This is a genomic window from Pseudomonas sp. P1_F7, assembly GCF_056405655.1.
Genome location: NZ_JBFUBR010000005.1, coordinates 201,531 through 228,207, shown reverse-complemented (window position 1 = coordinate 228,207; position 26,677 = coordinate 201,531). Strand labels below are relative to the sequence as shown.

The 26,677-nt window shown below is 61.2% G+C and carries 23 protein-coding genes and 1 pseudogene; 19 read left to right on the top strand and 5 right to left on the bottom strand.

The window, feature by feature from the left end; genetic code table 11:
- Nucleotides 1–42: 42 nt before the first annotated feature.
- The 14 genes from waaF (at nucleotide 43) to AC1D1M_RS09410 (ending at nucleotide 14,981) form a co-directional block, all read left to right on the top strand.
- On the top strand, nucleotides 43–1,077 hold the full coding sequence (waaF, locus tag AC1D1M_RS09475; RefSeq protein WP_477775432.1) for a lipopolysaccharide heptosyltransferase II: 1,035 nt from the start codon (nucleotides 43–45) through the stop codon (nucleotides 1,075–1,077).
- 1 nt (nucleotide 1,078) lies between these two features.
- Entirely contained in the window at nucleotides 1,079–2,140 is a 1,062-nt protein-coding gene (waaC, locus tag AC1D1M_RS09470) for a lipopolysaccharide heptosyltransferase I (RefSeq protein ID WP_477775431.1), read from the top strand.
- Nucleotides 2,140–3,261, top strand: coding sequence for a glycosyltransferase family 4 protein (locus tag AC1D1M_RS09465; RefSeq protein ID WP_477775430.1), 1,122 nt, complete (start codon nucleotides 2,140–2,142; stop codon nucleotides 3,259–3,261). Before waaC ends, AC1D1M_RS09465 begins: the two co-directional genes overlap by 1 nt.
- A complete protein-coding gene (rfaP, locus tag AC1D1M_RS09460; RefSeq protein ID WP_477775429.1) occupies nucleotides 3,262–4,068 on the top strand; it encodes a lipopolysaccharide core heptose(I) kinase RfaP in 807 nt (268 codons plus the stop codon).
- Complete coding sequence (locus AC1D1M_RS09455; RefSeq protein ID WP_477775428.1) at nucleotides 4,068–4,802, top strand: lipopolysaccharide kinase InaA family protein; 735 nt, start codon at nucleotides 4,068–4,070, stop codon at nucleotides 4,800–4,802. Before rfaP ends, AC1D1M_RS09455 begins: the two co-directional genes overlap by 1 nt.
- Complete coding sequence (locus tag AC1D1M_RS09450; RefSeq protein ID WP_414914203.1) at nucleotides 4,799–5,551, top strand: lipopolysaccharide kinase InaA family protein; 753 nt, start codon at nucleotides 4,799–4,801, stop codon at nucleotides 5,549–5,551. Before AC1D1M_RS09455 ends, AC1D1M_RS09450 begins: the two co-directional genes overlap by 4 nt.
- Nucleotides 5,551–7,002, top strand: a complete 1,452-nt coding sequence (locus tag AC1D1M_RS09445; RefSeq protein ID WP_477775427.1) for a lipopolysaccharide kinase InaA family protein — start codon at nucleotides 5,551–5,553, stop codon at nucleotides 7,000–7,002. The genes AC1D1M_RS09450 and AC1D1M_RS09445 overlap by 1 nt, the downstream gene beginning before the upstream one ends.
- A 227-nt stretch (nucleotides 7,003–7,229) precedes the next feature.
- Nucleotides 7,230–7,565 (top strand): YceK/YidQ family lipoprotein, encoded by a 336-nt coding sequence (locus tag AC1D1M_RS09440; protein WP_477775426.1) that lies wholly within the window; start codon nucleotides 7,230–7,232, stop codon nucleotides 7,563–7,565.
- 165 nt (nucleotides 7,566–7,730) lie between these two features.
- Complete coding sequence (locus tag AC1D1M_RS09435) at nucleotides 7,731–9,488, top strand: carbamoyltransferase family protein (protein ID WP_477775425.1); 1,758 nt, start codon at nucleotides 7,731–7,733, stop codon at nucleotides 9,486–9,488.
- Nucleotides 9,472–10,602 carry a glycosyltransferase gene (locus AC1D1M_RS09430; protein ID WP_477775424.1) on the top strand — a complete coding sequence of 377 codons (1,131 nt, stop codon included), beginning with the start codon at nucleotides 9,472–9,474 and terminating at the stop codon, nucleotides 10,600–10,602. The genes AC1D1M_RS09435 and AC1D1M_RS09430 overlap by 17 nt, the downstream gene beginning before the upstream one ends.
- On the top strand, nucleotides 10,602–11,498 hold the full coding sequence (locus tag AC1D1M_RS09425; protein WP_477775423.1) for an antimicrobial resistance protein Mig-14: 897 nt from the start codon (nucleotides 10,602–10,604) through the stop codon (nucleotides 11,496–11,498). The genes AC1D1M_RS09430 and AC1D1M_RS09425 overlap by 1 nt, the downstream gene beginning before the upstream one ends.
- 8 nt (nucleotides 11,499–11,506) lie before the next feature.
- Nucleotides 11,507–12,949 (top strand): PIG-L family deacetylase, encoded by a 1,443-nt coding sequence (locus AC1D1M_RS09420; protein WP_477775422.1) that lies wholly within the window; start codon nucleotides 11,507–11,509, stop codon nucleotides 12,947–12,949.
- A complete protein-coding gene (locus tag AC1D1M_RS09415; RefSeq protein ID WP_223447546.1) occupies nucleotides 12,946–14,100 on the top strand; it encodes a glycosyltransferase family 4 protein in 1,155 nt (384 codons plus the stop codon). Before AC1D1M_RS09420 ends, AC1D1M_RS09415 begins: the two co-directional genes overlap by 4 nt.
- Complete coding sequence (locus tag AC1D1M_RS09410) at nucleotides 14,097–14,981, top strand: glycosyltransferase (protein ID WP_046039754.1); 885 nt, start codon at nucleotides 14,097–14,099, stop codon at nucleotides 14,979–14,981. Before AC1D1M_RS09415 ends, AC1D1M_RS09410 begins: the two co-directional genes overlap by 4 nt.
- A gap of 127 nt (nucleotides 14,982–15,108) precedes the next feature.
- On the opposite strand, the gene AC1D1M_RS09405 is transcribed toward AC1D1M_RS09410, so the two are convergent.
- The gene (locus tag AC1D1M_RS09405; RefSeq protein WP_477775421.1) at nucleotides 15,109–16,971 is read right to left on the bottom strand and encodes an O-antigen ligase family protein; all 1,863 of its coding nucleotides are present in this window, start codon (nucleotides 16,969–16,971) and stop codon (nucleotides 15,109–15,111) included.
- A gap of 155 nt (nucleotides 16,972–17,126) precedes the next feature.
- Here AC1D1M_RS09405 and msbA point away from each other — a divergent pair, with 155 nt between their 5' ends.
- From msbA to hldE, 3 genes and pseudogenes are all read left to right on the top strand, one after another.
- Entirely contained in the window at nucleotides 17,127–18,929 is a 1,803-nt protein-coding gene (gene msbA, locus AC1D1M_RS09400) for a lipid A export permease/ATP-binding protein MsbA (protein WP_477775420.1), read from the top strand.
- Between the two features lie 101 nt (nucleotides 18,930–19,030).
- Nucleotides 19,031–19,198: pseudogene (locus AC1D1M_RS09395) on the top strand (adenylyl-sulfate kinase); the annotation flags it as partial.
- Nucleotides 19,199–19,300: 102 nt separating this feature from the next.
- Complete coding sequence (hldE, locus tag AC1D1M_RS09390; protein WP_477775419.1) at nucleotides 19,301–20,722, top strand: bifunctional D-glycero-beta-D-manno-heptose-7-phosphate kinase/D-glycero-beta-D-manno-heptose 1-phosphate adenylyltransferase HldE; 1,422 nt, start codon at nucleotides 19,301–19,303, stop codon at nucleotides 20,720–20,722.
- 109 nt (nucleotides 20,723–20,831) lie between these two features.
- Here hldE and AC1D1M_RS09385 read toward each other — a convergent pair whose 3' ends face one another.
- The 4 genes from AC1D1M_RS09385 to AC1D1M_RS09370 all read right to left on the bottom strand — a co-directional run bounded on the left by AC1D1M_RS09385 (nucleotide 20,832) and on the right by AC1D1M_RS09370 (nucleotide 24,297).
- On the bottom strand, nucleotides 20,832–21,800 hold the full coding sequence (locus tag AC1D1M_RS09385) for a metal ABC transporter ATPase (RefSeq protein ID WP_477775418.1): 969 nt from the start codon (nucleotides 21,798–21,800) through the stop codon (nucleotides 20,832–20,834).
- Between the two features lie 32 nt (nucleotides 21,801–21,832).
- Nucleotides 21,833–22,645, bottom strand: coding sequence for an aldo/keto reductase (locus AC1D1M_RS09380; protein ID WP_477775417.1), 813 nt, complete (start codon nucleotides 22,643–22,645; stop codon nucleotides 21,833–21,835).
- Nucleotides 22,642–23,817: an NAD(P)/FAD-dependent oxidoreductase gene (locus AC1D1M_RS09375; protein ID WP_477775416.1), complete on the bottom strand. Its 1,176-nt coding sequence runs from the start codon at nucleotides 23,815–23,817 to the stop codon at nucleotides 22,642–22,644. Before AC1D1M_RS09375 ends, AC1D1M_RS09380 begins: the two co-directional genes overlap by 4 nt.
- 147 nt (nucleotides 23,818–23,964) lie before the next feature.
- Nucleotides 23,965–24,297: a DMT family transporter gene (locus tag AC1D1M_RS09370; protein ID WP_046039768.1), complete on the bottom strand. Its 333-nt coding sequence runs from the start codon at nucleotides 24,295–24,297 to the stop codon at nucleotides 23,965–23,967.
- Between the two features lie 103 nt (nucleotides 24,298–24,400).
- Here AC1D1M_RS09370 and AC1D1M_RS09365 point away from each other — a divergent pair, with 103 nt between their 5' ends.
- Together AC1D1M_RS09365 and waaA are read left to right on the top strand one after the other, a co-directional pair.
- Nucleotides 24,401–25,303, top strand: a complete 903-nt coding sequence (locus tag AC1D1M_RS09365; RefSeq protein WP_191622243.1) for a LysR family transcriptional regulator — start codon at nucleotides 24,401–24,403, stop codon at nucleotides 25,301–25,303.
- Between the two features lie 11 nt (nucleotides 25,304–25,314).
- The gene (gene waaA, locus AC1D1M_RS09360; RefSeq protein ID WP_477775415.1) at nucleotides 25,315–26,592 is read left to right on the top strand and encodes a lipid IV(A) 3-deoxy-D-manno-octulosonic acid transferase; all 1,278 of its coding nucleotides are present in this window, start codon (nucleotides 25,315–25,317) and stop codon (nucleotides 26,590–26,592) included.
- The last annotated feature ends 85 nt before the right edge of the window (nucleotides 26,593–26,677 follow it).

The following is a 26,677-nucleotide window of genomic DNA, read 5'->3' as shown; positions in this document are numbered from 1 at the left end:
CGGGGAGGCGTAAAGCCTCCCCGGTTCGTTTATGGAAACCACATGAAAATTCTGATCGTTGGGCCCAGTTGGGTCGGTGACATGGTGATGGCGCAGACACTTTTCCAGTGTCTGAAACAACGCCACCCGCAATGCGAAATCGACGTGCTGGCCCCCGAGTGGAGCCGGCCGATTCTTGAGCGCATGCCCGAAGTTCGCCAGGCCTTGAGCTTTCCGCTCGGTCACGGTGTTCTGGAACTGGCGACGCGTCGGCGCATCGGCAAATCCCTGGCCGGCCAGTACGACCAGGCGATTCTGTTGCCCAATTCCCTGAAGTCGGCGTTGGTGCCGTTCTTTGCCGGCATTGCAAAACGCACCGGCTGGCGTGGCGAATACCGCTATGGCCTGCTCAACGACGTGCGCACGCTGGATAAAGATCGTTATCCGCTGATGATCGAGCGCTTCATGGCCCTGGCTTACGAGCCGGGCGTTGAACTGCCAAAGCCGTATCCGCGCCCGACGCTGCAGATCGATCCGGTAACCCGCGAAACTGCACTGGCCAAATTCGGCTTGACCCTCGACCGCCCGGTGTTGGCCCTGTGCCCCGGCGCCGAGTTCGGCGAGTCCAAGCGCTGGCCGTCCGAGCATTACGCCAAGGTTGCCGAAACGAAGATCCGCGAAGGCTGGCAAGTCTGGCTGTTCGGTTCGAAAAACGACCATGCCGTGGGCGAAGACATCCGCGCGCGGCTGATTCCCGGTCTGCGTGAAGAATCGGTCAACCTCAGTGGCGGCACCTCGCTGGCCGAAGCCATCGACCTGATGTCCTGTGCAGATTCGGTGGTGTCCAACGACTCCGGCCTGATGCACGTCGCCGCCGCGCTGAACCGCCCGCTGGTGGCGGTCTACGGTTCGACGTCGCCGGGTTTCACGCCACCATTGGCCGAGCATGTGGAAATCGTACGGCTGGGCATCGAGTGCAGCCCGTGCTTCGATCGCACCTGCCGTTTCGGCCATTACAACTGCCTGCGCCAGCTCATGCCGCAGGCCGTGAACGAAGCCTTGGAGCGGTTGCAAGGCACTGTGGTCGAGGTCAAATAGCTTGCGGGTTCTGTTGATCAAGACTTCTTCGTTGGGCGACGTCATTCACGCGTTGCCAGCGTTGACTGACGCGGCGCGGGCGATTCCCGGCATCAAATTCGACTGGGTGGTGGAAGAGGGCTTTGCCGAAATCCCGACCTGGCATCCGGCGGTGGGCAAGGTGATTCCGGTGGCGATCCGTCGCTGGCGCAAAAACATCTGGCAGACCATCAAGAGCGGCGAGTGGAAGCGCTTCAAGCAAAGCGTTCGTGCCACGAAATATGACTTGGTGATCGACGCCCAGGGTTTGCTGAAAAGCGCCTGGCTGACCCGTTACGTCAAGGCACCGGTGGCCGGCCTCGATAAAAGCTCGGCACGCGAGCCAATCGCTGCGCGCTTTTACGATCGACGTCTGGCCGTTGCCCGCGGGCAGCACGCGGTGGAACGAGTGCGTCAGTTGTTCGCCATCGCGCTGGGCTATGACTTGCCCAAAGGCCTGGGCGACTACGGACTGAATATCGAGCGCCTGGTGGAATTGCCGCGCAAGAATCCTTACGTGGTGTTTTTGCACGGCACCACCTGGGACACCAAGCACTGGCCCGAAGCCTACTGGCGCGAGCTGACCGAACGGGTCGGCTACCTGGGCGTCGGGGTGAAGTTGCCTTGGGGCAATGCACAGGAGAAAGCCCGGGCCGAGCGAATCGCCGCGGGTTTCAAGCACGCTGAAGTGCTGCCAAAACTGAACCTGGCGGGTGTCGGCAAGGTGCTGGCCGGCGCGCAAGCCTGCGTGGCGGTGGACACCGGCCTGGGCCATCTGGCCGCCGCGCTGGATGTGCCGACGCTGTCGCTGTTCGGCCCGACCAATCCGGGCCTGACCGGCGCCTATGGCAAGGTGCAGATTCACATGGCCAGCGACTTCCCTTGCGCACCGTGCCTGCAAAAGAAATGCACCTATCAACCGACGGCCGAAGATGGCCGTCAATTTGACCTGAAACGCGAGTGGCCGTTGTGCTTCACGCGACTGAACCCCGAGCGTGTCGCCAGCAGACTGAGCACGTTGTTAATGGCTGAGGAGCTGCGCTGATGCAATTGGCATTTGTCTTGTACAAATATTTTCCGTTTGGCGGCTTGCAGCGCGATTTCATGCGAATCGCGCTGGAGTGCCAGAAGCGCGGCCATCAGATTCGCGTCTACACGCTGATCTGGGAAGGCGACGTACCGCCGGGTTTCGAAGTACTGGTGGCGCCGGTCAAGGCGTTCTTCAACCATCGCCGCAACGAGAAGCTCAGTGAGTGGATGGAGGCGGACTTGGCCAAGCGCCCGGTGGACCGCCTGATCGGCTTCAACAAGATGCCGGGTCTGGACGTCTACTACGCCGCCGACGGCTGCTTCGAAGACAAGGCGCAGAACCTGCGTAACTCGCTGTACCGTCGTTGGGGCCGCTATCGCCACTTCGCCGAGTACGAGCGGGCGGTGTTCGCCAAAGAGGCGAAGACCGAAGTGCTGATGATTTCCGAGGTCCAGCAGCCGCTGTTCATCAAGCATTACGACACGCCGCTGGAGCGTTTCCACCTGCTGCCACCGGGTATCGCCCAGGACCGTCGCCGGCCAGCCGATGCCGATGAAATTCGCGCAGGGTTCCGCGCTGAATTCGACCTCAAGGACGACGAACTGTTGCTGGTGCAGATCGGCTCCGGGTTCAAGACCAAGGGCGTGGACCGCAGCCTCAAGGCGCTGGCGGCATTGCCTGCCGAGTTGAGGAAGCGCACCCGGCTGTTTGTAATTGGCCAGGATGACCCCAAGTTATTCCAGATGCAGAGCGCGACTTTGGGGCTCGGCGACAACGTCACGTTCCTCAAGGGTCGCAGCGACATTCCGCGGTTCCTGTTGGGTGCTGATCTGTTGATCCACCCGGCGTACAACGAAAATACCGGCACCGTGCTGCTCGAAGCACTGGTGGCCGGTTTGCCGGTGCTGGTGAGCGCGGTGTGCGGTTACGCCCATTACATCGCCGAGGCCGATGCTGGCTTGGTGCTGGACGAACCGTTCGATCAGGAACAACTGACGCAGTACCTGACCGGCATGTTGAACGACGCTCAAGCAAGGGCGGCCTGGAGCCGCAATGGTCTGGCCTTCGCCGAAAGGGCCGACCTCTACAGCATGCCGCAGCACGCGGCCGATGTGATTCTGGCGGAGCACGCTTAAATGAAGTTGATGCTGGCTGAACCGTTCAAGAGCCTCTGGGCCGGACGCGACCCGTTCGCCGAAGTCGAGGGGCTCAAGGGCGAGGTGTACCGCGAGCTGGAAGCACGCCGGACATTACGCACGGAAGTCGATGGCAACGGATTTTTCGTGAAAATCCACCGTGGTATCGGCTGGGGCGAAATCTTCAAGAACCTGCTCACCGCCAAGTTGCCGGTACTCGGCGCGGGCCAGGAGTGGACGGCCATTCAACGCCTGCAGGAAGCCGGCGTGCCGACCATGACCGCCGTCGCGTATGGCGAGAAGGGCAGCAACCCGGCCGACCAGCACTCGTTCATCGTCACCGAGGAGCTGGCGCCGACGGTCAGTCTCGAAGATTTCAGTATCAATTGGGTCAAGCAGCCACCGGAGCCAAAGCTCAAGCGCGCGCTGATCGCTGAAGTCGCACGCATGACCGGCATGATGCACCGCGCCGGGGTCAACCACCGCGACTGCTACATCTGCCATTTCCTGCTGCACACCGACAAACCGGTGACCGCGGACGACTTCAAGCTCTCGGTGATCGATCTGCACCGCGCCCAGACCCGCCCGGCGATCACCTTGCGCTGGCGCAACAAGGATCTGGCCGCGCTGTACTTTTCCGCGCTGGACATCGGCCTGACCCGCCGCGACAAACTGCGTTTCCTCAAAGGCTATTTCCAGCAGCCGCTGCGTCAGATCCTGATTGAAGAAGCGTCTTTGCTGGCATGGCTCGACGGCAAGGCCAACAAGCTCTACGAGCGTAAACAGCGATACGGGGATGCGCTCTGATGTCGGGTTGGAAACTGGATCCGGCCTACAGCGAGCTGGCCGATGACTTTGGCAGCCTCGAGGCTGTGTTTGCGCTGCAAGGTGAGCGTTTGACCAGTGACGTGCTCTCGGAGGTCATCCGTGTCGAGCGCAATGGCGTCAACTATTACGTCAAACGGTATGTGGGTGCCGGCAAAGGCTTGCGGCGTTACCTGGGCAAGCCTCGGGTGAAGATGGAATGGCAGAACCTCAAGCGCTTCGCCAAGTGGGGCATTCCCACTGCCGAAGTAGTGGCTTGGGGGCTGGAGCGGCGCGGTGCGGCCTACGCTCGCGGCGCGATGATTACCCGGGAACTGCCGCGCACCGAAGACTTGTCGGCACTGGCCGAGCGCCGCGACCCGAAGTTGTCGGATCGCGCCTGGGTCGATACCGTCAGTCGCCAGCTGGCCCAATACACCCGGACCATGCACGACCACCGCTTCACCCATAATGATCTGAAGTGGCGCAACCTGTTGATCGACGATGAGGCTCGAGTGTTTCTGATCGACTGCCCCAACGGCGATTTCTGGCGCGGTTTCTGGCTCAAGTACCGTATTACCAAGGATCTGGCGTGCCTGGACAAGGTCGCCAAGTATCAATTGTCGGCTACCCAGCGCCTGCGCTTTTACCTGCAATACCGCAACCGGCCTCGGCTCAACGCTGCGGACAAAAAACGCATCCGGCACGTGGTGAGATTTTTCGAGGGACGCGAATGACTGATTTTCTGGCCGCTGAGGACCGTGCGCTGCTTGAGCGCCATGGCCTCGGCACGTTCGAGGCGCTCTGGGCCAAACAGCTCGATGCGGTGGACGAACCCAACACCGGTCGCGGTGGCTGGAGCAGCGTGTTTCGGCTGGATCTGGAAGGTCATGGTTTTTACCTCAAGCGTCAAAGCAACTACCTGACCCGCACCTTGCGCGCACCGTTCGGCGAGCCGAGTTTCGCTCGCGAGTTTCGCAACATCTCCCGTTACCGGAAGATGGGCATTCCGGCGCTGGACGCGGTGTTCTACGGGGAGCGCAAGGTCAATGGCGAAGTCCGCGCGATCCTGATGACCCGCGCCCTGGACGGTTGGGACGACCTCGACTCGCTGTTGCAGCGCTGGGCTCAATTGAGCCCTGAACAGCACTCGGAAATTCTCAAGGCCAGTGGCGAACTGGCCCGGCAGCTGCACGCTGCGCGCCAGGTGCACGGGTGCTTCTATCCCAAGCACATTTTCATGCGCGCCACCGGCAACGGCTATCAGGCTCAATTGATCGACCTGGAAAAGACCCGGCCGCTGCTGTACGGGCAGCGTGACCGAATCAAGGATCTGGAACCGCTGACGCGTCGCGCGCCCGAGTGGGGCGAGTCGCAACTGCGGCAATTGCTGGCCGCCTATCTGGATCAGCCGCAGGACAGCTCGCTGATCGACAGCTGGCTGCAGCGGTTGACCGCGCGGCGCAGCCAGAAGAGGCCACGCTGATGCGTTTGTCCGAATTGAAGTCTGCCGGCCGCACCCCAAGCTTGCCGCTGAGCGTTTCGCTGGCCGACGCCGCTGGCCCCGCCGAGCTGCAACTGCTGAGCCTGTTACGGGTGTTGCCGGGGCAGCGTTATGTCGGTGCCGGCGTCTGGCGTGGTCGGCCGGTGTTGGCCAAGTTGCTGGTCGGCAGCAAGGCCGCACGGCATTTTCAGCGTGAGCTGGATGGCGTGCGCCTGCTCTCCGCTCAGGGGCTGACCACGCCGCAGCTGTTGGCCGATGGCCTGAAGGACGGCGAGGGTGGCTGGCTGCTGTTTGATTTCCTTGAGCGTGCCGAAAGTCTGGGCGACACCTGGAAGCAGGTTGAGCAGCAGCCCGTACTGTCCGATGGACAAGGGGCGGTACTGGCCGAGGCGTTGGGTGCGATCGGTCAGATGCATCGCAAGGGCCTGTGGCAGGAAGACCTGCACCTGGACAATCTGCTGCGCCAGGGCGGTCGCCTGTACCTGATCGATGGCGCGGGTATCTGCTGCGAGACGCCTGGCCAGCCGCTGTCGCGGCAGAAGGTCCTGGAAAACCTCGGGGTATTCTTCGCCCAGTTGCCGAAGTCGATTGAACCCTTCATTGAAGAGTTGCTGGTGTATTACCTGCTCAGCAACGGTGAACACGCCTTGCCCATGGAGGCGTTGCAGAAGCAGATCGACAAGGTCCGCAGCTGGCGCCTCAAGGACTTCCTGATCAAGGTCGGCCGCGAGTGCACGCTGTTCAGCGTCCAGCGCGGGGCCTTCGGCTTGCGGGCGATCCGTCGCGAGGAAGTGTCGTCGATGGGGCCGGTGCTGGAGCAGGCCGATGCCTTGCTCGATCAGGGGCATCTGTACAAGACCGGCGGTGCGGCGAGCGTCGGCAAGGTCGAGGTGGATGGCCGCACGCTGGTGATCAAGCGCTACAACATCAAGGGTGTTGCCCACTGGCTCAAGCGCTTCTGGCGCCCGAGCCGGGCGTGGCATTCATGGCGCGAAGGCAACCGTCTGGCGTTCCTCGGCATTGCCACGCCCAAGCCGCTGGCGTTGCTGGAAACGCGTTTTCTATGGCTGCGCAGCCGGGCTTACCTGATCACCGAGTATCTGCCGGGGCCGGACATCATCGAACGTTTTGCGCCGTATGTTGAAAGCGGTGATGCACCGGAAGCCGAGCTGGCGGCACTGGATCATTTGTTTGCCGAGCTGATTCGCGAACGCATCAGCCATGGCGACTTCAAGGGGCATAACCTGTTCTGGCAGCAAGATCGCTGGGCGTTGATCGACCTCGATTCGATGTGCCAGCACAGCTCCCTTGGCAGTTTCGCCCCGGCGTATGCCAGGGATCGCGCGCGGTTCATGCGCAATTGGCCTGAAGGTAGCGCCCTTTATCAGGTCATCGATCAGCGTTTGCCCAAGGACATCTCAGGCGCTGCTTAAGCCGCTATCGCGAGCAAGCTCGCTCCCACAGGGATTGGTGGTGAACACAAAACCTGTGAACACCTCAGTTCAAATGTGGGAGCGAGCTTGCTCGCGATGAGGCCGGAACTGCCAACCAAGAAAGCAGACAAGTTCTTGTGAACCGTCCTACGCGATCTTGGGAAGTCATGAACTGTGGCCGAAATCGCCCCAATGCTAGTTTGCCTGACGTTCTCGGAGGTCAGGCTGTGACGATCAAAATGGCAGTTTCAGCGGGTGTTTTATCAGTGTCGCTAATGGGCTGCGGGACCGCTGCCACCGTCCTGCAGGATGAAGCCGAAGCCGCGCAGGGGCTGCGCCGGCAAAAGACTTATTGTCAGTCCATTCCCCGGGTCTACAGCGGCCTCGCTTACGACTTCTGTGTATTAAATGCGCCGCCAGACCCTACGGGTATCCTTGTACCGCTCGTTTTAGTGGACTTGGCCCTGTCTGGCGCGCTGGACACCGTTGTCTTGCCGTTCACAATTTACCGGCAAAGCGTGGACGGCAATATTTCCATCTATTGGCGACCTGCGCGCGGATAAAAATGCCGCGAGGTCCCCGCCGCAGTTGCTGGCCGCTTGCGGCTAGAGGCTTGCCGCTGCTTTTACGCTATAATCCCGCCCTTTAGCTGTCTCTCGCCCATTGCGAGGGCACATTAATTTTTGAGGCGCTTGCGCCTGCATGCAGACTAAAGAGGCTAGACCCCTGTGGCATTGACGATTCTTGGCCTGTCCGGCGCCCTTAGCCATGATCCTTCCGCAGCCCTGTACATCGACGGCAAGCTGGTCGCGGCGGCTGAAGAGGAACGCTTCGTACGCGATAAACATGCAAAGAACCGCATGCCCTACGAATCGGCGAAATTCTGCCTGGAACAGGCCGGTATCAAGCCGTCCGACGTTGACGTGGTAGCGATTCCATTCGCACCGATCAGTCTGTTCGGCAAGGCCCGCTGGCAGTACGCCAAGCGTTACTGGTACGCCCCGGACCGTGCACTCGATGCGATCCTGATGGGCAACCGTCGCTACAAGCGCTATCGCAACAAGATCGTCTGGTGCTTGGAGCAACTGGGTTTTGATCCGAAGAAGATCAAGATCGAGCCGGTCGAACACCACCTGGCCCACGCCTCCAGCGCTTACCACTGCTCCGGTTTCAAAGAGAAGACCGCGATCCTGGGCATCGACGGCAAAGGCGAGTACGCCACGACCTTCTTCGGTTATGGCCAAAACGGCAAGATCCACAAGATCAAGGAATTCTTCGATCCGGACTCCCTCGGCGGCCTGTACGGCGCGATCACCGAGTTCCTCGGTTTCGATATGCTCGACGGTGAGTTCAAGGTCATGGGCATGGCGCCGTACGGCGACGCCAGCAAATACGATTTCTCGCGCCTGGCTTCGTTCGAAAACGGCGAGCTGGTGATCAACACCGACTACGCCAACGTCATCGGCCTGCGTCGCTACAAAGAAAAGGGCAAGGGTTATTACTTCTCGCCGAAGCTGATCGAGTGGCTGGGTCCCAAGCGCGAAGGCGACATCGCCGACGAGCCTTACATCCACTACGCCGCGAGCATTCAAGCGCTGTTCGAAAAAATTGCGCTGCAGATGATCGACTACTACCTGGGCGACGTGCTCAAGGAAACCGGCAAACTGGCCTACGCCGGTGGCTGTGCGTTGAACGTCAAGCTGAACCAGAAAATCATCGCCCGCGACGACGTCAAAGAACTGTTTGTACAGCCTGCATCCGGCGACGCCGGTACCGCGGTGGGCGCGGCAGCCTATGTGTCCCACGCCCGTGGCGTACCGGTCGAGAAGATGGAACACGTCTACCTCGGCCCGTCGTACAGCAACGAAGACGTGATCGCGGCCTGCGCCCGTCACGCCAACAAGCCGACGTGGCGCAAGCTCGACAACATGCCGGAGCAGATCGCCAAAATCATGGTCGATGGCAACCCGGTGGCCTGGTTCCAGGGCCGCATGGAGTTCGGTCCGCGTGCACTGGGCGGGCGTTCGATCATCGGTTGCCCGAGCATTGCGGGCGTGGCTGACCGGATCAACCACCAGATCAAGTTCCGCGAGCGCTGGAGGCCTTTCTGCCCGTCGATGCTCGACACTGTGGCGCCACAGATGATCAAGATCGATCACCCGGCTCCGTTCATGACCTTCACCTTCGAAGTGGCGGAAGAGTGGAAAACCCGCGTGCCGGAAGTCGTCCACGAAGACGGCACCTCCCGCGCCCAGGTGCTCAAGCGCGAATACAACCCGCGCTACTACGACATGATGAAAGCGCTGGAAGTGCTCACCGGCAACGGCGTGTCGCTCAACACCTCGCTCAACCGTCGTGGCGAGCCGATGATCTGCTCGCCGACCGACGCCCTGAACATGTTCTTCGGTTCGGATCTACAGTATCTGATCATGGAAGACATCCTGGTGGTCAAAGAGGGCGCGAACGCCTATGACACGTTCGGCTGAACGCCATGTGCTGCAGTTCTGCCACGGCTATGACGGGCCGTTCCTGGACTGCGCACGGCAGTACGCCAGCCTGTTCGCGGGGACCGGTTATCGAGTGACCACGGTGTTTCTCACCGGGGTTGCCGATGCCGAAGTCGCCGCGGGTTGTGCTTCCGATGAAGTGCTGTTCATGGAGTACAGCTCCAAGGCCATCCGTGGCCTGAAGCTGGGTGCCATCGGCGATCTGCGCAAGATCGCCGCGTCGCGCAACTTCAGTTTCTGCATCGCCCACCGCTTCAAGCCGATCTATATCGCCTTGCTCGGCACGTCGTTGCCGGTGATTGGCGTGCATCACGCTTTTGACGATTACAAGCGTGGCAGCCGCAAACTGTTCGCGCATATTTTCCGCAAGCGTTTGAGTCTGCTCGGTGTGTCCGACGCCGTGCGCGACGACATGCGCCAATGCCTGCCGAAGTGGCCGGCTTCTCGAATTCAGACCTTGTACAACCGTATCGATGTGGACGCCTTGCAGGCGACCCAGGTGTCGGCTCGCGAGGCCCGGGAAACCCTGGGGCTGGCAGCAGATGCGTGGATCGTCGGCAACGTCGGACGGCTGCATCCGGACAAAGACCAGGCCACGCTGCTGCAGGGTTTCGCCGAGGCGTTGCCGGGATTGCCGGCCAACAGCCAACTGGTGATTCTCGGCAAGGGGCGCCTGGAGGAAAACCTCAAGGCTCAGGCCCGGGAGCTGGGCATCGGTGACCGGGTGCTGTTCCTCGGTCAGGTGCCGGATGCGCGCAACTACTTCCGGGCCTTCGATGTGTTTGCCCTGAGTTCCGATCACGAACCGTTCGGCATGGTGCTGCTGGAGGCCATGGCCGCTGGCGTACCTTTGCTGGCCACGGCGTGCGGCGGAGCGAAAGAAGTGGTCGAAGGCGTGGGCATCCTGTTCCCGTTGGGCGATGCCGAGCGCCTGGCCCAAGGGCTGCAACATCTGGCCGGCATGGATGATCAGCAACACCGGCAGTGTGCCGAGTTGATGCTCGAGCGCTTGCGCGAACGCTTCTCCGATCGCGCAGTGCGCGATGCTTTCTGGCACTTGCCGCACGTTACCGAACTGGCACAGAGGGGCTGATGCTCAACCGATTTCAAGGCTGGCGCGAGCGTGGCTGGGCGGTAGTCGACGCCTCGACTTACACCGAAACCTGGCAGCGTTATGGCGGCAGCGTCGCAACTCATCCCGTGGTGGTCGAGCGGCTGGCGCAACTGGCCGACATTCCGGTGCGTTATCTGGCCTGGGTGCAGGGCGATGAGGTCAAGGCGGCGATCCCGACCTGGGGCCGCGACCTTGCCTTGTCCAAGGACGTGCTCAAGCGTCGCGGCAAAAAAGGTCTGTTCGACCTGGGCAACGCCGAGATCATCCTGCCGGCCGCTGCCGATGCCCAGGTGCCTTTGCGCCATCGCGCGCGGTATCTGTCGGCGCTGAACGAGGGCCGTTTCACTGGCATCAAGTTGCAGACCGAACAACTGGCGATGGCCCGCACGCCCGAAGAGCTGTCGAAAAAGTTTCGCTATAACCAGCGCCGCGAATTGCGCTTGCTGGAAGAGGCCGGTGGTGTGGTGCGGCCGGTGTCCGAATTTTCCAGCTTCGATCTGGCGGCGATTTACTGCGACCTGTTCCAGCGTCGCTGGGGTTTCCCGGCGACGGGTGCCGAACGCATGGCCGAGGTCATCGAGTTGCTGCGCGAGTTGCTGATCGGTTCGGTGATTTTCCTCAACGATGCGCCGATTGCGATTCAACTGGTGTACCGCGTCGAAACCCCGCAGTGGATCAGCGTCGAGTACATCAACGGCGGGGTCGATCCCGAGACTCGCGAGTTCAGCCCTGGAAGTGTGTTGAGTTTCCTCAATACCCAAAGCGCCTGGGAACACGCCCGGGCGCAGGATAAGCCGCTACGCTTTTCCTTCGGTCGCGCCGACCGTGAATACAAGGATCGCTGGTGCAACCCCGTGCCGGTCTTCACCGTATGAGCCAAGCCATGAGCCGCAAACAGCAACTGCTCAAGCGCCATCGGCGCAATAAACGTATCGGCCTGCTGATTGCGTTGGTGCTGTTGATCGTCATGGGTGTGCTGGTGGCCTGGTGGTTGCCGCTGGTGCTGGCGGTTCTGGGCTGGATCGCCCACGAAGCCTGGTTTGCCGACCATCTGTTCTACTCACCGAAAGACGATTACCAGTACAGCTTTCCCCCGTACACGCCACAGCCCAAGGTGCACCTGAGCGGTGAACATTTGCGGCTGGACGAGGGCGTGATGCTGGTCGACGACGCGACGCTGGTGCTGGCCCTGCGGGTAAAAAGCACCTGGCTGGGACGGTTTATCGACCCGGTGGTCGAGTTGGCGGGTGGCGAAAACCCGGACCGACAAACTTTCGAACGGGGCGTAAACGGCCTGCGTTACCTCAATCTCAGTGGTCAGGCTCAGGCGCTGTCCCGTGGTGACCTGCGCTTGCGCGGGCGTTTCTGTCGTGTGTTCGGTGAGCCTGTGCTGTGGGCACTGGAACATCCGGATTACCGGCGTCAGCGGGTGATGGTCATCGCGCCCCACGCCGATGACGCCGAACTGGCGGCCTACGGTCTGTACAGCCAGGCCGACGAATCCTGGATCGTCACGCTGACAGCGGGCGAAATCGAAGCCGAACACTATCAGCAGATGGGCCTGAACAAGGTCGATGCGGCCCGCTTGAAAGGCCGTCTGCGCGCCTGGGACAGCATCGCCGTGCCACGTTGGGCCGGCGTGCCCGAGGCTCACTGCGTACAGCTTGGTTATTTCTGTCTGCAACTGGCGAGCATGCAGGCCGCACCTGCCGTGGCGGCGGGATCGCGGGAAGCGGACCTGAGCGACACCCGTCTGTTCCGTCAGTTGAATTCTTTCGCGCTGCCTGCCGATGCCGATGGCGCGCCGACCTGGAACAATCTGCTGGCGGATCTGCGTGAGTTGCTGCTGCGGGCCCGGCCCGAGGTTATCGTCCTGCCGCATCCGACCCTGGATCCGCATCCCGATCATATCTGCGCCCAGGCGGCAGTCCTCGAAGCCTTGCAAGGCCTGGACTGGCAACCGACCACGCTATTGGGCTATGCCAACCACCTGCACGACAACGATCGCTGGCCGATGGGCGATACCAGTGATGGCATCGCCTTGCCGCCCGCCTTCGATTCGGCCCAACCGATGCAGCCTTATTGCCTGCCGATGTCGCTGGAACAACAGCGAGACAAGGCCATGGCGTTGGGCATGATGCATGACCTGCAACCGGCGATGCCGTTCAAGCGCCGTTTGCGTCGGTTGATACAACGCTTGTTGGCCGGGCGGTTGCCGCCCACCTATGGCGAGAACGAGTTCTTTCGCAAGGCCGTCCGGCGCCACGAGCTTTTGTGGTCCCTCAAGCACACACCAGGCAATGTTTCTCAGCGGGGAGAGTTATGAGTCAGCGGTCAAAGGTCCTGCAACTGCAGCCTGACTACAACGTCAAAGCCCATGATTTCGCCGACCTCGCGGAGCAAATCGTCAAGGCCCTGCCCAGTGATCGCTATGAAGTGACCGCTGCGTTTTTGCGCGGCAAACCCGGGCCGGGTGAAGCGGTGAGCCGAGCCGACCGTTCGGTGTACTTCGAGTTTTCCGACAAGTCCCTCAAGGGCATGCGCCTGCGGGCCATGTGGCAGTTGTACAAGTTCTGCCGTCGGGAAAAATTCGATGTGGTGATCTGCAACCGCTTCAAGCCGGTGAACATGATGCTGGCGCTCAATCGCTGGTTGAAAGTGCCGTTGTGCATCGGCATTTCCCACGGCTTTGGCGAGTACGACCGTTTTTACCGGCGCCGCCAGACCCAGCGCCTGATCGATCGTCACTGGCGTTTCGTCGGCGTGTCGCCAGCGGTGAAGCAGTATCTGCTGGACTGTGACTGCGGCTTCACCGACCAGAATACCTACGCCATCACCAATGCCATCGACATCGAGCAAGCCGAAGGTCTGCAACACAGTCGTGAAAAGGCCCGTGAACTGTTGGGCATCGATCCGTCGGTGCGGCTGATTGGTGCGTTGGGACGACTGGTGCCAGTCAAAGGCCATATCTATTTGCTGCAGGCCTTTGCCGCGCTCAAGGACAAATACCCGAATACCCAGCTGGCGATCATTGGCGCCGGCCGTGAAGAGTCGCGCCTGGCCGCGGAAATCGACCGCCTCGGCCTCAGCGGTCGCGCCCATTTGCTGGGGTTCAAGGAAATTGCCCTGCAGTACATTCGCGCTTTCGATATCTGGACCATGCCTTCTTTGGCCGAAGGCCTCGGGCTGGCGCTGCTTGAAGGCATGAGCGGGCATTTGCCGGTGATTGCCTCGAATGTGCCGGCCATGTTGCCGCTCATCGAGGGGGCCGGTGGCCTGGCGATTACACCGAAGGATGTGCCGACGCTGCAGGCTGCGCTGGACACTTACCTCGGGCTGTCGGATGACGAGCTCAAGGCCAAGGGCGAGCAGGCTTTCCGTTATCTGCAACAACACCATGACATCGAGGAATTCCGTCGCGAATACCTCAATCTGATCGACTCCGGCCTGGAACAGGCCCGCAAGGAACAGCCATGAACGACGCGCAACCCATCGTCACGGTCATTATCGCGTCGTACAACCACGCCCCTTACATTGAGGAAAGCATTCTCAGCGTCCTCAACCAGACCTATCAGAACATCGAGTTGCTGGTGGTCGACGATGGCTCGAAAGATGACAGCGTCGAGCGGATCAAGGCGTTGCAGGCCATCCATGGTTTCGACTTCCGGGTTCAGGAAAACCAGGGGCTGACCAATACACTCAACGGTGCAATTGCCCGGGCCAAGGGCAGCCTGATCGTGCCGTTCGGTTCGGATGACATCATGCTGCCGGAGCGAATCGCCACCCAGGTCGCTCACATGGACGGCAAGCCCGAGGTCGGCATTTGCGCCGGTAACATCGAGCTGATCGATGCCGACGGCAATCTCTACCCGGAGAAGCGCCAGCGTCGGGATGTGCCGTTCCGTCGCCTGGACTTCGACGACATGTTCCTGGAACGCAAGCCCTATCCTCCGGCTCCCACCCTGATGATCCGTCGCGAAGCGCTGGACAAGGTGGGCGGTTTCGACCCGACCATTCGCCTGGAAGACTTGCTGATCGAGTTGAAGGTGACCCATGCCGGTTACTTCATCGATGGTCTGAATGTGTTGATGGCGCGCTATCGCAAGCACGCCACCAACTCCTACAAGAACCACCGCTTCATGATCGACAGCATCCTGCGCACCTACGCGCTCTTCAGCGATCACCCGCTGTATGACGAGGTGCGCTACAAGTTTCTCAATTCCATGTTCCTCAAGACCGCCAACCGTGATCGCAAGCTGGCGCGTGAGTTGCTGGCGCAGATTCCGTTCAAGGCCTGGAACAAGAAAACCTGGCGTGGATTGGGCCGGATGTATTTCTCGCGGCTGGAAAAAGACTGAGCCAAGGCTGGACTCAAGGCGCTTTCACCGCAATGCTCCAGCTATCGCACGGTGCGCAACGGAAGCGTCGCGGTCGCGATGGCGGGCAGGTAGGCCGCCATCGCGATAAGCAGGTTGGTTTCTGTCATCAGTGAGCCTGGGTCGGAGAACGCCCGGCCAGCACTTGCCTGTGCAAATTAGCCACGTCGGCTTTCGAAGCCGTCGCGGCGTATCCCTGCAGCAGCGCTTCGAAGTGATCCTCGAACAGCCAATGCCGATCTTCTGCGTAGCGCTGCATGTGGCGCAGGTTGCGCCGACGTAGGGAAGGGCTCAGTGATGACGGGTAAATTCGCAGATCGGCCAGGTCAATCAGGCCGAACTCGCCGTCCTCCAGCACCAGCACATTGCCCAGGTGCAGGGAGCGGAAGTAGACCCCTTGCTGATGCAGTTGAGCCATGAATTTGCCGAAGCGCTCCACCAGTGCCTGGCGTACCGCCGGGGCGGTGATGCCTTGCAGGATCTGGCGCAGCGTGTTGCCCGGCAACGGAGAGTAGTGCACAGCAGTGCTGCCGTCTTCGAACCGGTAAAGGTCGAGAATGGGCGGTGTCGGGATGCCCATGCTGCGCAGTTGCACGCTGTTGACGGCAAAACGATCGGAGTAGGGCGTGAAGCTGCCCGATGTGTACCAGCGACGGCGGCGGAACAGCTTGAGAAAGCTGCCATCGGTCAGGCGCAGGACTTTGGGGCCCAAACCATCCTCTTCGATGACCCGGGCATCGGCAGTCAGTTGTTGCAGGGCGCTTGGCGACGCGGTCTTGATCGGCCTGTCCAGCAGGCGCCTGGCCCGTTGATTGATGCTCAATGCAGCAATCAGTGCCAACGGGATCCACAGCAGGAACCAGTGCTCCTTGGGGCGAGAGATAATCCCGCCACCTTCGGTCAGGCCCGCGCCGATACCGAAGGCCAGCCAGGCCGAGGCAATGATAAACAGCGGTTGCACGCGATGGCGCCGACTACTGATGAAGCTCCACGCAAGGAAGAACAGCCATGGCAGCAGACCGATAATGCCGACGTAGTAGAGCACGCCCAGGGCAAAGCTATGGGGCTCCTGCAGGCTGTAGCCGACGCCTGGGTCCAGGGTCAGTTCGGCGTTGTAGCCGTGCCCGATCCATGGGTGTTCAGCAATCCTGTCCAGGGCCAATTGCCAGAGCTCGATACGGAAGGAGCTGCCTCTTTCGATGATTTTGTGTGTAAACAGCACGAAAGTCGCCGTTCCGGCGATGAACATGGAGACCAGCAGGAAGATCGAGCGTCGACTCCAGCAGATGAAACACAGCCACAGCGCAGCCAGTGTCAGTGCAACCAGTGGGGTTCTGGAACCGGTGGCCAGCACGGTGGCGAACATGATCGCCATCGCCGGTATGCTCAACCAAAGTACCTGGCGTCGCTTGCAGGTCATGCTCAGGCTCAGCCAGTAGGTACAGAAAAAGCCGAAAGCGTGGGAGCTGAGCAGTGGATTGTCGAACGCGCCGACACCGATCAGGCGCATTTCCGGCTGGTAGATCTGGCCGAACCTGTACAGATTGTAGACAGAGGCGATCAGCGCCACCGTTGCGGCGCAGAACAGCAGGGGCTGAATGATTTCGCTGCGATAGCGCACCAGCAGGTAGCAGCCAACGAACAGCATCAGGGTATGCAATGGCGGTTTGAACTGACCAAAGTCGATGTCGTCGCCTGGCCGCCAGCCCAGGCTGAGCAGTGCCCACGCCACAAACAGCAGGACTGCAATGACGACCGGTTCGTGCAGCAGTTCTTTGCTGATCCGCGGGCGCAGGCACAGTGCAATCAGTGCCGGAATGCTGAACAGGCCATAGTAAAGCTTGTGATGCACACTGCGCCCCGGCAGGAAAAACAGTGCACAAAGCAGCAACAAATAACCGAGCGGAAGGATCCACAAACAAATGAAATCGAAGATTCTATTGGAGGTGCTGTTCAAAGCGTTTAATTGCATGCTGAGTAACTTATTCCTGAATTGAGCGACCGTACCAAGGCAGGGACAGCAGGTGGCTATTTGACGCGCCACAATACACAGACTGTATGCGATTGCCAGAACCCTGGGGAAGCTGTGCTAAAGTCAGCGTCCTTTTTCATCGACATTCGCGTGATATGACCGACTCCAGTCTCTCCGCAAGCCCATCGAGCTTGAAAATCTACTTCCGTCTGCTCGGCTATGTCCGGCCGTATATCAGCCTGTTCCTGATCAGCATCGTCGGTTTTCTGATTTTCGCTTCGACGCAGCCAATGCTGGGCTACATCCTCAAGTACTTCGTCGACGGTCTGTCCAACCCCGAAGCGGCGCTGTTTCCAACCGTGCCCTACCTGCGGGATCTGCAACTGCTGCAGGCGGTGCCGTTGTTGATCATCCTGATTGCCGCGTGGCAGGGATTGGGGTCGTACCTGGGCAACTACTTCCTGGCCAAGGTTTCCCTGGGCCTGGTCCATGACTTGCGCGTCCAGTTGTTCAACAACCTGCTGGTGTTGCCAAACCGGTATTTCGACAAGCATAACTCGGGGCATCTGATTTCACGTATCACCTTCAACGTGACCATGGTCACGGGGGCGGCAACAGATGCGATCAAGGTCGTAATTCGCGAAGGCATGACGGTGATCTTCCTGTTTGCCTCGCTGCTGTTCATGAACTGGCGCCTGACGCTGGTCATGGTCGCCATCCTGCCGCTGATCGCCATCATGGTGCGCACGGCCAGCAAGAAATTCCGCAAGCAGAGCAAGAAAATCCAGCTGGCCATGGGGGACGTGACGCATGTGGCGTCCGAAACCATCCAGGGTTATCGCGTGGTGCGCAGCTTCGGTGGTGAAAAGTATGAAGAGAAACGCTTCTTCGACGCCAGCCAGGGCAACACCGACAAGCAATTGCGCATGACCCGCACCGGTGCCATCTACACGCCGCTGCTGCAATTGGTGATCTACACCGCCATGGCCGTGCTGATGTTCCTGGTGCTGTTCCTGCGTGGCGATGCGTCGGCTGGCGACATGGTGGCCTACATCACCCTGGCCGGCTTGCTGCCCAAGCCGATTCGCCAGTTGTCCGAAGTCAGCTCAACCATTCAGAAGGGTGTGGCCGGTGCTGAAAGTATCTTCGAGCAACTGGATGTCGCGCCCGAAGTCGATACCGGCTCCGTCGAGCGTGACGTCGTCAGCGGTCGCCTGGACGTGCGCAACCTCAGCTTCACATACCCTGACACCGAGCGTCAGGTGCTCAATGACATCAGCTTCTCGGTCGAGCCCGGGCAAATGGTGGCGCTGGTGGGGCGTTCGGGTAGCGGCAAGTCGACCCTGGCCAATCTGATTCCGCGTTTCTATCACCACGACAAGGGCGAAATCCTCATCGACGGTGTCGAAGTGGAACAGTACAAACTGTTGAACCTGCGTCGGCATATCGCCCAGGTGACTCAGCACGTGACCCTGTTCAGCGACACCGTGGCCAACAACATCGCCTATGGCGACCTGGCCGGCGCACCCCGTGAAGACATTGAAAAGGCGGCCAAGGATGCCTACGCGATGGACTTCATTGCTCAATTGCCTGAAGGTCTGGACACCCAGGTCGGGGAAAACGGCGTGCTGTTGTCCGGTGGCCAGCGCCAGCGCCTGGCGATTGCCCGGGCACTGCTGAAGAATGCTCCGCTGCTGATTCTCGATGAGGCGACTTCGGCACTCGATACCGAGTCCGAGCGGCATATTCAGGCCGCCCTGGATCAAGTCATGAAAGGTCGTACCACGTTGGTGATCGCTCACCGCCTGTCGACCATCGAGAAGGCCGACCTGATCCTGGTCATGGATCAGGGGAAAATCGTCGAGCGCGGCACCCATGAACAACTGCTGGCGCAAAACGGCTACTACTCGCGCCTCAACGCGATGGGCCTCGACGCCCCGGCCGAAGACATCGCCTGACCCCGGAAGGGCGAGCCTGGCTCGCCCTTTCGCACACCCGACGTGCAACGCGTCCGGTGCTTTGTATCCAGGCCTTTACGCTTCTTGACCAAACCGGAATAAATCCCAAGGGTTTGTATCGGGCTGCCCGGGAAGGCCGGATCAAGGATTTCACAGGCATCGACAGTCTCTACGAGGCACCGCTGCAGGCGGAGTGCGAAATCGATACACAAGCGATGGAGATGAGCGATGCGTGTCGTCGCCTGGCGGGTTTTCTGCTCAAAAAATGAGCAATAAAGCCCGGCGAATCATCCGGTTGCAGCCACCGCACAAGCCGACACCAACCCTGTGTTAATATCGCGCCCCTGTTCATTCTGTATGTGGGTTGCACCATGAAGTTGTCCATGCCGCGATTCGATCAAGCCCCTGTCTTGGTGGTCGGCGATGTCATGCTCGACCGTTACTGGCATGGTGGTACCTCACGGATTTCCCCTGAGGCGCCGGTGCCGGTGGTCAAGGTCGATCACATCGAGGACCGTCCGGGCGGCGCTGCCAACGTTGCCTTGAACATTGCCGCCCTGGGGGCTCCGGCCTCGCTGGTCGGTGTAACCGGCGACGATGAAGCCGCCAACAGCCTGGTCAACAGCCTCAAGGGCGCCGGCGTGCGGGCCATCTTCCAGCGCATTGCGCACCAGCCGACTATCGTCAAGCTGCGGGTCATGAGCCGTCACCAGCAGCTGCTGCGTATCGACTTCGAAGAGCCCTTCGCCACCGACGCGCTGGCGCTGACCGCGCAGGTCGATGAGTTGCTCGAGGGCATCAAGGTGCTGGTGTTGTCCGACTACGGCAAAGGCGCGCTGAAAAACCATCAGGCGCTGATCCAGGCCGCCCGTGCCCGTGGCATTCCGGTGCTGGCCGATCCCAAGGGCAAGGATTTCTCGATCTACCGCGGTGCGAGCCTGATTACGCCAAACCTCAACGAATTCGAAACCATCGTCGGTGGTTGCGCCGATGAGCACGAATTGGTGAGCAAGGGCGCGCAACTGATGCACGACCTCGATCTCGGCGCTTTACTGGTGACCCGTGGTGAGCACGGCATGACCTTGCTGCGTCCGGATCATCCGGCGCTGCACTTGCCAGCCCGTGCCCGTGAAGTGTTCGACGTGACCGGTGCCGGCGACACAGTAATTTCCACCTTGGCGGCCGCGATAGCCGCTGGCGAAGAACTGCCCCACGCGGTGGCCCTGGCCAACCTGGCGGCGGGCATCGTGGTCGGCAAGCTCGGTACGGCGGCCATCAGTGCGCCGGAACTGCGTCGTGCGATCCAGCGCGAGGAGGGTTCCGAGCGCGGTGTGCTGGGTCTTGAGCAACTGTTGCTGGCGGTCGATGATGCCCGCGCGCACAAAGAGCGGATCGTGTTCACCAACGGTTGCTTTGACATCCTGCACGCCGGCCACGTGACCTATCTGGAACAGGCGCGGGCCCAGGGCGATCGCCTGATCGTGGCGATCAACGACGATGCATCGGTCAGCCGCCTGAAGGGGCCGGGCCGTCCGATCAACAGTGTCGACCGGCGCATGGCCGTACTGGCCGGTCTGGGTGCGGTGGACTGGGTCATCAGTTTCTCGGAAGGCACTCCGGAAAACCTGCTGAGCGCGGTCAAGCCGGATGTGCTGGTCAAGGGTGGCGACTACGGGATCGACCAGGTGGTCGGCGCGGACATCGTGAAGGCCTATGGCGGTACCGTGAAAGTGCTGGGGCTGGTGGAAAACAGCTCCACTACTGCGATTGTCGAGAAGATCCGCAAGTCGTAGGAGCTGGCGTAGTCTGCGATCTTTTCCCGTAGCCTGGGGGTCGTAAAATCAAAAGATCGCAGCCTGCGGCAGCTCCTACATGGAGTACGCAGGCTGCGATCTTTTGCGTTTAAGAGCTTACCTTTTTACGCGGCACGATTTTCTTCAGCAGCAGCTTGGCCTTCCCGCGCAACCGCGCCAGACCCGAATCCTTCCCCGGCGGGGTCAGACCCTGCTGTCTCACCCAGTCCTTCCAGCGAATTCGTTCATCGCGAACCAGCCAGCCTTCCTGTTGGGCGAAACTCTCGGCCAGATACAGTCCGCGCGTGCTGGCCGGGTACAGCTGATCCTTTTTCAAGGTGTACAGCTCAGCCATCGGGTGACCGTCCTGCAAGGGCATCAAGTACAGATCGGGGCGCTTGCGGTCGAGGCGGGCGACGAGTTGATCGCCTTCCAGTCGTTCGTCCACATGGAACAGGCTCAGGGATTTGGCTTCCTTGGGAACGTCCAGGCGCAAGTCGTAGATCAGTTGCAGTGAGGCCGTTGGCAAATGCACGTAAGCCCGTGGACGCTCTATCAGCATCAAGTTGGCGCAACGTACCGGCCGCGCCGAGCCGGACAGTGGCGACAAGCGAAACGGCAGGGCTTCACGGTAATGCAGGGCGGCCGAGTAGGGCGTCGGCAGCCAGGTGTCATTGAACCGCCCACCGAGCCAGCCTTCCGGGGTTTCCAGCAGGCATTCTTCGGCTATCTCCTGGATCGCCGTGTGCAAGGGCAGGTTCAGTTCATGGGCCGGCACGTACCCGGAGATCAGTTTGAGCACCACATCGCCACGGTCCTGCCGGCGTTGGCGCACCAGCACCCAATAGTCGCGATTCTGCCAATGCAGGGTCAGGCGCACCGAAACCCCGAGATTGGCCAGTTCCAGGGCAAACCGTTCGCTGTCGCCAACCGTCACCGGCCGACGACGTTGCAAGGTCTGGGAGAAATTCAGCGGCCTGCCGACGCTCTGATAAGCCAGGCCTTCGGGGGTTGCTTCGACGAATAACGGCAGGGTCTTGAAGTTGCTCGGGTTCTTTCTGATGAGCGTACGCGACATGTCGGCTCCTGCTTAAGGCCGCGCGGGCGGCGTCAGTGGCTACGTAGGACCTGGGCAACGGTCGCGACATTGTGGGCGAGGTGCAGCGGATTGATGGTCCCGACAATAGCACTGGCAACACCCGGATGTTCAAACAACAACTCGAAACTGGCGCGCACCGGATCCACGCCCGGACTCAGGCAGGCATGGCCACTGGCGAGGGCTTTCTTGACCAGAATGGCTTTGCCGTGTGCAGCAGCATAGTCAATGACGGCCTTCTCGTTTTGTTCGTTCAGATTGTAGGTGACCATCGCGCAGTCGCCTTGCTCCAGTGCCTTCAAGCCACCGTCGACGGTTTTTCCGGAAAAGCCGAAACCGCGAATCTTGCCTTCGGCCTTGAGCTCGGCGAGGGTCTCGTAGGCTTCGCAGTCATTGAGGATCGCCAGGTCGTTACCATCGGAGTGCACCAGCACCAGGTCGATGAAGTCGGTTTCCAGGCGTTGCAGGCTGCGCTCCACCGACATCCGAGTGTGTGCGGCGCTGAAATCGTGACTGGACTGGCCGTCGGCAAATTCTTCGCCGACCTTGCTGACAATCACCCAATCCTGACGCTGGCCGCGCAGCAACGGACCGAGGCGCTCTTCGCTGCGACCATAGGCCGGGGCGGTGTCGATCAGGTTGATGCCCAGGTCGCGGGCGAGCTTGAGCAGCATGCGCGCTTCATTGTCATCGGGAATCCGGAAGCCGTTGGGGTACTTCACCCCTTGGTCGCGGCCCAGTTTCACTGTGCCCAGGCCCAAGGGAGAAACCAGCAGGCCGGTACTGCCCAACGGGCGATGCAGGTCGTGCAGGGTCGGTTGACTCATGGCAGCAGTTGCTCCCAGGCAGGCACGCCCATTGGCGGCTTCGGTAGTTCAGGCAGCGCTGCCGGGTGGCTGGGCTGGATACCGTCGCGGGTCAGGCTGGCGATGACGCGGTCGGCGAAGTCTGGCGCCAGAGCGAGTTTGGTCGGCCAGCCCACCAGCAGGCGGCCTTCCTCGGCAACAAAGGCGTTGTCGGGGCGGGTCAGGCCTGATTGCAGCGGTTCGGCGCGATCCACGCGCAAGGTCGCCCATTGCACCGTACTCAGGTCGATCCATGGCAGCAATTGGCCGAGTTCTTTCTGTGCGGTGGCGATCTGCTCGGCGGGCTCACGGGTCACGCCTTCGGATTCTGCGATATCGCCGCCCAGGTACCAGACCCATTGGCCATCCGCCGCCGGGTGCGTGGTCACGGTGATGCGCGGTTTGGTGCCACCGCCCAGGCAGTGGGCGTACAGCGGTTTGAGGCTTGGCCCCTTGGCGATGATCATGTGCAACGGGCGGCGCTGCATAGCGGGCTGGCTCAGGCCCAGCGCTTCAAGCAATGCCGCGGTGCCGGCACCGGCGCTGAGCACGATGCGCTGGGCACGGATCTCGCGCTCGTCCACCTTCAGGCCGACCAGCACGCCGCCTTCCAGCAACGGCTCGATCTTCTGACCGGCGAGCAAGCCGTCACCGGCCAGATCGGCCAGGCGCTGGATCAGGCTCGGCACATCGACCACCAGTTCCGCGAGGCGATAGACCTTGCCCTTGAAGCGCTTGTCTTGCAGGGCTGGCGGCAATTGCTCGCCCTTGACCTGATCGACGCGACCGCGCACGGCTTTGCTGGCAAAGAAACTGGTGAGGTTGCCGGCGAGGGTGCCGGGGGACCAGAGGTAATGGGCTTCGGACAGCAGTCGTACGCCGGACAGGTCCAGCTCGCCGTCACCGGCCAGGGCTTCACGCCAGCGGCGCGGCATGTCGGCTATGGCTTCCGAGGCGCCGGTCAGGGCGCCATGCAGCGCGTATTTGGCGCCGCCGTGGATGATGCCCTGGGACTTCACACTCTGCCCGCCGCCGAGGCTGGCGCTTTCCACCAGCACGGTCGAAAAACCCTGGCGACGCAGGCGCGCATTCAGCCAGAGGCCGGCGACACCAGCGCCGACAATCAGCACGTCGGTGGAAATAACGGATGGCATGCAGCGACCTCTGTGTTCAAGACGAGGGCGCAGTATACAGATTCATGGATTGGAGCTGAGACGGGAAAAGGATCGCAGCCTGCGGCAGCTCCTACGGGTGGGGCCGGTCTGCCTTTGTAGGAGCTGCCGCAGGCTGCGATCTTTTTATCAATGCCCGGCAGTTTTGGAAAAGAGCTGGATGACCACAACACCCAGCACAATCAACGCCATCCCCAGCATCGCCGGTACGTCCAGTTTCTGCCCATAGATAAACAGCGCCGCGACGCTGACCATCACGATCCCCATACCGGCCCACACGGCGTACGCTACGCCCACGGGAACGCTGCGCACCACCAGGGTCAGCATCCAGAAGGCGATCCCGTAACCGACGATGACCAACACCAGTGGCAGCGGGGTGCTGATGCCTTTGACCGCTTTCATCGAAACAGTGGCAATCACTTCGGCGCAGATGGCAATGGCCAGGTAGTAGTAAGCGGTCATGGGTCAATCCTCGTGTGAAGTGTTGCTCTCTGAGGTCGGCATTCTAGTGATTCGCCAGATGCGGTAAAGTCATTACCTATCTGTTTAGAAGATGGGTTGAGCCATGAGCATGCAATGGAATCTGGAGCAGCTGCGGCTGTTTGTCAGCGTAGCGGAGCAGCGTTCGTTTTCTGCCGTGGCGCGGGATCAGCGCAAGGCGCAGTCGGCGGTCAGCAGTTCGATAGCGTTGCTGGAAGAAGACCTGGGCGTCAGCCTGTTCGACCGCAGCAGCGGCCGTCAGCCGAAACTCACCGAAGCCGGCACGGCATTGCTGGACGAAGCGCGGGAGGTGTTGCGCCAGTGCGAACGACTCAACGGCCGGGCATTGGCGATGATGCGCGGGCAGGAAGCGCGACTGCGTGTGGCGCAGGATGAGGCGATGCCTTATCAGCCGATCATCGAAAGCTTCGAGGCCCTGGCGGAAAAATTCCCCAGTCTTGAAGTGCAACTGACCAGCGCCGCCCAGGGCGATGTCGCGCGCAAGCTGGTGGAGCGGCGCGCCGATCTGGGGCTGCTGTTCTTTCACGATCAGATTCCCGAGGCGCTTGAGCGGCGGGTGCTGGGCAGCGTGGAAATGGTCACGGTGTGCGGCAAGGATCATCCGTTGGCGCGCAAAGGCGCGGTGGACGGCCAACAACTGGCGCAACATCGGCAGTTGCTGATGTCCACGGAGTCGAGCATTTATCCCGGCAGTGATCCCGCCAGCCCGCAGGTGTGGCGCGCCGACAGCTTCTATGTGATGGCCGAATGGCTGGTGCGCGGCCTCGGCTGGGCCTGGTTGCCACGCCACGTTGTGCAGTACCCGACCTATCAGAACCAGATGGTCGAACTGGTCAGCGAATGGACCCCGCCGGCCCTGGTGGTGGAGCTGGTATGGCGCCGGGATGAACCGCTCGGTCCGGCCGCGCGCTGGCTCGCCGAACGTTTTGCCGTGCACTTGCAGACGATTGGCGAAAAAAGTCGATAAACTCCGCCGCCATGAATAGAACTCTCTATACCGCGCTGTTTTATCTGGGGCTGCCATTGGTAGCGATTCGGCTTTGGCTGCGTGCGCGCAAGGCACCGGCGTATGCCAGGCGCATCGGCGAGCGCTTTTCCTACGGGATGCCGGCGATGAAACCGGGCGGCATCTGGGTGCACGCCGTGTCGGTGGGCGAAAGCATTGCGGCCGCACCGATGATCCGCGCCTTGCTGGCGCGTTATCCGGATCTGCCGATCACCGTGACCTGCATGACCCCGACCGGTTCGGAACGCATCCATGCACTGTTCGCCAATGAGTCGCGCATCCAGCACTGTTATCTGCCCTATGACCTGCCTTGCGCTGCCCGGCGTTTCCTCGATCGGATCCAGCCGAAACTGGCGGTGATCATGGAAACCGAGCTGTGGCCCAACCATATTCATCAATGTGCCAAACGCGGGATTCCCGTGGCACTGGCCAATGCGCGGCTGTCCGAGCGTTCGGCCAGGGGCTACGGCCGGTTCCCCAAGCTGACCCAGCCGATGCTGGCCGAGATGAGCCTGTTCGCGGTGCAGACCGAAGCCGAAGCCCAACGCTTGCGCGACCTGGGGGCGCGGGCGGAAACCGTCGAAGTGACCGGTTCGATCAAGTTCGACCTGACTATCGACCCGCAACTGCTGGAGCGTGCCAGCCAATTGCGCGGGCAATGGCAGGCGCTGGAGCGACCGGTGTGGATCGCGGCCAGTACCCATGACGGCGAGGACGAGGTGGTGCTGGCGGCCCATCGTCAGTTGCTGGTCAGTCATCCCGATGCCTTGCTGATTCTGGTACCACGTCATCCGGAACGCTTCAATTCGGTGTACGGGTTGTGCCTGCAACAAGGGTTTGCCACGGTCCGGCGTTCCAGCGGCGATGCGGTCAGTTCGAATACGACGGTGCTGCTGGGCGACACCATGGGCGAGTTGCTGTTTCTCTACGCCTTGGCTGACAGCGCATTCGTCGGCGGCAGCCTGGTACCCAACGGCGGGCATAACCTGCTGGAGCCGGCGGCCCTCGCCAAACCGGTGTTGAGCGGGCCGCATCTTTTCAACTTCCTCGAAATCGCCGCGCAGTTGCGCAGTGCCGGGGCGTTGCAGGAAGTGGAGGATGCCGAAGGGCTGGCGGTGGCGGTGCAGCGGCTGTTCGAACTGCCGCAAGATGCGCAGCGCATGGCAGAGGCCGGGTTGAAAGTGATGCGCGCCAATCAGGGGGCGTTGCAGCGGTTGCTGGACGGGTTGGGGCGGTTGATCGACCGGTAGCCGAGTCGTCGGACAGAAAAAGATCGCAGCCTGCGGCAGCTCCTACATAGGCTTGATGTTCATCCTGTAGGAGCTGCCGCAGGCT